This window comes from Halomonas sp. 707D4, assembly GCF_024158685.1.
Classification (GTDB): Bacteria; Pseudomonadota; Gammaproteobacteria; order Pseudomonadales; family Halomonadaceae; genus Vreelandella.
On sequence record NZ_JAMZBD010000186.1, the window covers coordinates 1 to 5836 of the forward strand.

Below are 5836 nucleotides of genomic sequence, written 5' to 3' on the forward strand. Positions count from 1 at the left end.
CAGCGTCGCCAGCAGGAGACTCGCGGCGAGCCCCGCCCCGGCCGCCGCCCGCCACAGGCCGATGCGATTCCAGATTCCCCCCCGTGGCGCTGCTGCGCTTGCGCCTGACGCCTGGAGGCTGCGCTCTATGCGCGGCCAGAGCAGGTCACTCGGGGCGAGCGGCTCGGTGAGGGCGTTGTAGGGAAAGAAGCGCTCCTCCCACCCGGCCACCGCCTGCTCAAGGGCGGGGTCCTTCTCGAGGCGCGCCTCGAAGGCGCGCCGCTCGGCATAGGAGAGCGTGCCCAGCACGTATTCGCCGGCCTGGGCGTGCCCTTCGTCGTGTCGATGAGTGGCTGTCATGCCATGCACTCCCGTAGACGCACCAGACTGCGCTTGATCCAGGCCTTCACCGTGCCCAGAGGCGCGCCGGTCTGGGCGGCGATCTCCGCATGGCTCAGGCCATCGACGTAGGCGTGAAGCACACAGTTGCGCCGCTCGGCCTCGAGCTCCTTCAGGCACTCGTCCATGCGCTGGCCGGTCTGCCAGTCGAAGAGGTCCGTCGCTGGCGCAGAAGGCGCGTCCTGATCGTCGGACACAGGCGCCTCCACGTCGCCCACCACTTCCCGCTCGCGCCGGCGAATGGCGTTGAGCGCCAGGTGGCGGGCGATGCTGAAGATCCAGGTGCGGGCCGACCCCCGTTGTGGGTCGAAGGTGCTGGCGCGCTGCCAGATGTTGATGAAGGCATCATGGACGATATCCTCGGCCATGCCGCGCTCGCGGGTGATGCGAAAGACCACGCCGAGCATGCGCGCCCCTTCTTCGCGGTACAGGGCATGCAGCGCATCCTGGTCGCCGCGCGCGCAGCGATCGAGCATCGCCGCACAATCGAATTCCCGGGTCTTGTCGGACACAGTTTCGCTCCCTCGTGACGCGCCGCCCCACCCTCGCGTGCGCCGAGGTAGCATAACGAGTAAGGGCCCGCAGTACGAGCCCTTGGTTTAATTAGGCGGCTACCGAGCCGCCCTTTCATCGCGCCGGGCTTATTCGGCGGACCAGAAGATGTAGTCGGCCTGGTAGGTGACGATGGCGATCGCGCCTTCGTGGTCGGCATCGCAGGCCATGTCGGGCGCCACGCCGCCTTCGGTGTTCAGGCGCTGGATGTAGCTCACGCCGCTCATGGCGCCATCCCCTTCGGCCGGGTTGGCTTCGACCAGCTGAAGCGGAATGTTGCCGTCACCGTTGGCGGCAGTGGCGAGCTCGGTGCCGGTCACCTTGGAGCCGTCCATCGCTTCCCAGGTGGCGGGCGGGCCGTAGTAGCTGCCTACCTGGGCGCCTTCGCCGTCGTTGAGGGCAGCACTCGGGCCCTTGAAGACCCAGGCGACGTCGCCGGCATCGTTGGTTTCGCACATGTACTTGATGGTACCCACGCCGACGGTCTCGAGCGCGACGCTGTTGCCGTCCGGTACCTGGACGTCCTCTGGCTCCTGCGCCAGGGCAGCGTGACTGAAGGTTGCAAGCAAGGCAGTGGCTAACGTGGCACGGGTCAGGTGTTGGATAGTCATTTCAGTCTCCTTGGGGTTGTCGTCAACCGCGCCTGACGGCGGCTGTACGGGGAATACCCGCGAGAGGCGACATTGGATGCACTTTTTTCGAATTTTTTTACGCCGCCCGTTTTCTGGTCACTGTCGGGTCTTCTCTTTTATAGTCGAATGACGCCTATAGTCGAATGACGCCTTCGGTACCCTTTCGCCCCAGGAGCCTCGAATGCCTTCACGCCCGACTCCGTCCACGCTGTCACGGCGCCGCTTTCTCGGCGGCCTGGCCGCTTCGACGTCGCTGATCATGCTGCACCCCTTCGCGGCGCACGCCTCGCCCCGTCAGGCGCACCTGCGGCTGATGGAGACCACCGACATCCACGTCAACGTGCTGCCCTACGACTACTACGCCGACCAGCCCAACGAGACCCTGGGCCTTGCCCGCACCGCCTCGCTCATCGACGCGGTGCGGGCCGAGTCGAGCAACTCGATGCTGATCGACAACGGCGATTTCCTGCAGGGCAATCCGATGGGCGACTACATCGCCTACGAGCGCGGCATGCGCGAAGGCGACCGTCATCCGGTCATCAACGCCATGAACGTGCTGGGCTACGACATCGCCACCCTCGGCAACCACGAGTTCAACTACGGCCTGGACTTCCTGTTCAAGGTGCTGGGCGGCGCGAACTTTCCCTTCGTCTGCGCCAACCTGACCAAGGGAGCACTGGCGAGCGACCCGCGCCACGACGAGCTTTTCCTGCGCCCCTACCTGATCAAGGAGAAGACCCTCGTCGACGGTGCCGGGCGCACCAGCAGCGTCAAGGTGGGTTTCATCGGCTTCGTGCCGCCCCAGGTCATGGTATGGGACGAAAAACACCTGGCCGGGCGAGCCGATACCCGCGACATCGTCGAGGCGGCCAACGCCTGGGTACCGGTCATGAAGGAGGAAGGAGCCGACATCATCGTGGCCCTGGCCCACTCCGGCATCGATGGCGCGCGAGCTGCCGAGCGCATGGAGAACGCCGCGCTCCACCTGGCCGGGGTCGAGGGCATCGACGCCCTCTTCACCGGCCACCAGCACCTGGTGTTTCCCGGGCCCACCGACTTCCAGCACATCGACGGCGTCGACCCGCGACGCGGAACGCTGCTGGGCAAACCTGCGGTGATGGCGGGCTTCTGGGGCTCGCACATGGGCCTGATCGATCTGCTGCTCGAGCGCGACGGCGGGCGCTGGCGCATCGTCGACTTCACCACCGAGGCGCGCCCGATCTACCACCGCAACGAGCGTCGCGAGGTGATCGCCGAGGTAGGCTCGAGCGCACCGGTGGCCGCAGCGGTCGAGCAGGACCACCGGGCCACGCTCGACTACATCCGCACGCCGGTCGGACGCAGCGCGGCGCCGCTGCACTCCTACTTCGCGCTGGTGGCGGACGACCCCTCGATCCAGCTGGTCGCCAACGCGCAGATCTGGTACATCGAGCAGATGCTCAAGGCCGGCGAGTACGCGGGCCTGTCGGTGCTCTCCGCCGCCGCGCCGTTCAAGACCGGCGGCCGGGGCGGGCCCAGCTACTATACCGACGTGCCGGCAGGGGACCTGGCCATCAAGCACGTGGCGGATCTCTACCTCTACCCCAACACCATTCGCGCCGTGGCGGTCAGCGGCGCGCAGGTTCGCGAGTGGCTCGAGATGTCCGCCGGCATGTTCCTCCAGGTGCCGGAAGGCGCCACGGATGCGCCGCTGCTCGACCCGGATTTCCCCTCCTACAACTTCGATGTCATCGACGGCGTACGCTACCGCATCGACCTGTCACAGCCGGCGCGCTATACCGCCGAAGGCGAGCTCGCCCACCCCGAGGCGCACCGGATCGTCGACCTGGAGTTCGACGGCGCGCCGATCGACCCCGAGCAGACCTTCGTGGTGGCCACCAACAACTACCGGGCCGGCGGCGGCGGCAACTTCCCGGGCATCGACCCGGACGTGGTCGTCTTCGTCGGCCCGGACACCAATCGCGACATCCTCGTGCGCTATATCGTCGAGCAGGGCACCGTCGACCCGGCGGCGGACTTCAACTGGTCCTTCAAGCCGATGCCGGGGACCACGGCGCTGTTCCAGACCGGCCCGGCAGCGGCAAATCACCTGGAGGACGTGGCCGGCAGCACCCACATCGAGGCCGCCGGCGACGGCGATAACGGCTTCGCCCTGTACCGCATCGCGCTTTGAAAGAAGCGGCGAGCGCACGAGCAACGAAAGCGCAAAAAAGAAAGGGGCGTGGCACCAGTGGTGTCACGCCCCTTTCGATACAGCGGTCGATCACCGCCCGAGGCAATGCCCCGGGCGTTGCGCCTACTGCGCCGTTTCGTGCATGGCGAGCGCGGTGTCCAGCATGCGGTTGGAGAAGCCCCACTCGTTGTCGTACCAGGCCATGATCTTCACCAGCCGGCCGTTGACGCGGGTGTGGTTGGCGTCGAAGGTCGAGGAGTGCGCGTCATGGTTGAAGTCGATCGACACCAGCGGCTGGGCGTTGACCGCCAGCACCTTGGAATTCGCCGCGGCCTTCTCGACGATGGCGTTGATCTCCTCTTTCGAGGTATCCCGCGAGGCGGTGAAGGTCAGGTCGACCAACGAGACGTTGATCACCGGCACGCGTACCGCCAGGCCATCGAGCTTGCCGTCGAGTTCCGGCAGCACCAGGCCCACCGCCGCGGCGGCGCCGGTCTTGGTCGGAATCATCGAGTGGGTGGCGCTGCGCGCGCGGTACGGGTCTGAGTGGTAGACATCCGACAGGTTCTGGTCGTTGGTATAGGCGTGAACGGTGGTCATCAGGCCGTTCTCGATGCCCACGGCGTCGTTGAGCGCCTTGGCCACCGGCGCCAGGCAGTTGGTGGTGCAGGAGGCGTTGGAAACCACCTTGTGCTCGGCGCGCAGGATGTCGTCGTTGACGCCGAACACCACGGTGGCGTCCGCATCCGGGCTCGGAGCGGAAATCAGCACGCGCGCCGCACCGGCCTCGAGGTGCTTGGCGGCGGCCTCGCGCTTGGAGAAGAGCCCGGTGCACTCCATGACCAGATCCACGCCCAGGGCTTTCCAGGGGAGCTTGGCGGGGTCGCGCTCGGAGGAGATCGCGATGCGATCGCCGTCCACGGTGATGCTCTCTTCATCGTGCTCGACGCTGAAGGGGAAGTGGCCATGCACGGTATCGTGGCGCAGCAGGTGGGCATTGAGCGACGCCTCGCCCAGGTCGTTGATCGCCACGACCTGGACCCGGTCGCGATAGCCGTTCTCGTAGAGCGCGCGCAGCACGTTACGCCCGATCCGGCCAAAACCGTTAATTGCAATCTTAATGCTCATGGGGCACCTCGCCTGGGTGATAGAAAATTCGTCGTAAGCCAGATCTATTACAAACTATAGAAATTCGGTAAATAAATTACAAAAAGGTAGTCACTGAAAGCCGTCGATAGCCGGCTGCGGCTTTGACCGTATCAAGAGCGACAGTCCGAGACCGAATATGTAGTAAAATTACTATAAAAAAGCTATCGTAGTCCAACAGTTAATTGTCGCCTTCACCCCGACTGACATCATGCATTCGCGCGCGTTCGCGTCGACCAAGGAGTCGCTTTCATGAGCACTACCGCCCCCTATACTCCCCTGCGCCGTACCAAGATCGTGGCCACCCTGGGACCGGCCAGCGACCGCCCCGGCGTGCTCGAGAAGATGATCCAGGCCGGCGTCGACGTGGTGCGACTCAACTTCTCCCACGGCAGCGCCGAGGATCATCGCCGCCGGCTCGAGCAGGTGCGCGAGATCGCCGCGCGCCTCAACCGAAGCGTAGCGGCGCTGGGTGACCTGCAGGGTCCGAAGATTCGCATCGCGCGGTTCGAGGAAGGCGCCGTGCATCTCAACGTCGGTGATGCTTTCGTGCTGGACATGGCCCTCGATGGCCAGGCCGGCAGCGCCGAGCGCGTGGGCTGCGACTACAAGGCTCTGATCGACGACGTCGCCCCGGGCGACCGGCTGTTGCTCGACGACGGTCGCGTGGTGCTCGATGTGACCACCATCGAAGGCCAGGAGGTGCATACCCGCGTGCACGTGGGCGGCAAGCTCTCCAACAACAAGGGCATCAACAAGCAGGGGGGCGGACTTTCGGCGCCGGCGCTGACCGACAAGGACAAGGAGGATCTCAAGACCGCCGTGGCGATCGGCGTCGACTACCTGGCGGTGTCGTTCCCGCGCAGCGCCGAGGACATGATCGAGGCCCGCGCGCTGCTCGGCGAAGAGGGCCGCGAGATCGGCCTGGTCGCCAAGCTCGAGCGCGCCGAGGCGG

The 5836-nt window shown here is 65.8% G+C and carries 5 protein-coding genes and 1 pseudogene; 2 read left to right on the top strand and 4 right to left on the bottom strand.

The genetic code is table 11. The annotated features are described in order from the left end of the window. The 3 genes and pseudogenes from BIS11_RS09470 to BIS11_RS09480 all read right to left on the bottom strand — a co-directional run. Positions 1-339, bottom strand: a pseudogene (locus BIS11_RS09470) (RNA polymerase subunit sigma-70); the annotation flags it as partial. After that, a complete protein-coding gene (locus tag BIS11_RS09475; RefSeq protein ID WP_253426424.1) occupies positions 336-890 on the bottom strand; it encodes a sigma-70 family RNA polymerase sigma factor in 555 nt (184 codons plus the stop codon). The pseudogene BIS11_RS09470 and the gene BIS11_RS09475, both read right to left, overlap by 4 nt. Positions 891-1019: 129 nt before the next feature. Continuing rightward, positions 1020-1541, bottom strand: coding sequence for a DUF3455 domain-containing protein (locus tag BIS11_RS09480; RefSeq protein WP_253426426.1), 522 nt, complete (start codon positions 1539-1541; stop codon positions 1020-1022). Between the two features lie 202 nt (positions 1542-1743). Here BIS11_RS09480 and BIS11_RS09485 point away from each other — a divergent pair, with 202 nt between their 5' ends. Then, entirely contained in the window at positions 1744-3735 is a 1992-nt protein-coding gene (locus BIS11_RS09485; protein ID WP_253585968.1) for a bifunctional 2',3'-cyclic-nucleotide 2'-phosphodiesterase/3'-nucleotidase, read from the top strand. 123 nt (positions 3736-3858) lie between these two features. Here BIS11_RS09485 and gap read toward each other — a convergent pair whose 3' ends face one another. After that, positions 3859-4863 (bottom strand): type I glyceraldehyde-3-phosphate dehydrogenase, encoded by a 1005-nt coding sequence (gene gap, locus BIS11_RS09490; protein ID WP_253424748.1) that lies wholly within the window; start codon positions 4861-4863, stop codon positions 3859-3861. A gap of 270 nt (positions 4864-5133) precedes the next feature. Here gap and BIS11_RS09495 point away from each other — a divergent pair. Beyond that, on the top strand, positions 5134-5836 hold a 703-nt coding region (locus BIS11_RS09495; RefSeq protein ID WP_253585969.1), incomplete at its 3' end, for a pyruvate kinase.

What these genes read in the sequence shown, in the direction of transcription:
- BIS11_RS09485 (WP_253585968.1), top strand. Translation starts at nt 1,744, where the DNA reads ATGCCTTCACGCCCGACTCCGTCCACGCTGTCACGGCGCCGCTTTCTC.
- gap (WP_253424748.1), bottom strand. Translation starts at nt 4,863, where the DNA reads ATGAGCATTAAGATTGCAATTAACGGTTTTGGCCGGATCGGGCGTAAC.
- BIS11_RS09480 (WP_253426426.1), bottom strand. Translation starts at nt 1,541, where the DNA reads ATGACTATCCAACACCTGACCCGTGCCACGTTAGCCACTGCCTTGCTT.